Genomic DNA, 690 nt, shown 5'->3' on the forward strand with positions numbered 1-690 from the left:
CGGGGCCCCACCGGCGCAGCCACCACGCGGTGTAGGTGGGCCGGGTGGGTGTACCCACGAGCGCGACCCGCGGGACGTGGGCGTCGATCGCGGCGAGGACGTCGGGCCAGGCCTCCGGGCGCACGGCGTCGAGGTCGGTGACGGCGTACGCGCCGCCCCGGTCGCGCTCCTCGGCGGGGCACCGGTCGGTGTACTCGTCCCACCCGTCCACGGTGTCGGTGGCCAGGTCGTGCCCGGTGGGGTCCTGCGTCGGGTCGGGGACGGCGAGGACGTGCACCCCGGTGCGCACACCCAGGGCCGCGAGGGCCGGGCCGTGCGCACGGGCCTGCTCGGCGTCGACGGGGACGAGGGTCTCGGGGTCGTACCAGTCGGCGGCCGGGGTGCCGGGCAGGACGAGCTGGTGGGCGGGCAGCAGGTCACCGTCCTCCGTGGTGATCAGAACCTCTGACCACCACGGTTCGGGCGCGGGTGCGGGCCCGGCACCCGAGGCGTCGGTGAGGAGCCCCAGGACGGTGGCGGTGAGCAGGTCGGTGCGGTCGTCGGGGTCCTCGTCCGCCGCGGCGAGCACCAGGTCGCGCAGGGCCGCGGACCGCAGCAGGGCGTGGGGGTCGACCCTCTGGGCGCCGAGGCGCTCGAGCCAGGCGTGACCCGCCTGCGGGTGCACCACGCGCAGGCCCAGGGCGCTCAGCG

Annotated in this window: 1 pseudogene; it reads right to left on the reverse strand. The window is 77.5% G+C overall.

Features of this window, described 5'->3' with window-relative positions:
• Positions 1-690, reverse strand: a pseudogene (locus tag N869_RS18155) (sacsin N-terminal ATP-binding-like domain-containing protein); the annotation flags it as partial.

Origin of the sequence: Cellulomonas bogoriensis 69B4 = DSM 16987 (assembly GCF_000767165.1) — a bacterium.
Taxonomy (GTDB): Bacteria; Actinomycetota; Actinomycetes; order Actinomycetales; family Cellulomonadaceae; genus Actinotalea; species Actinotalea bogoriensis.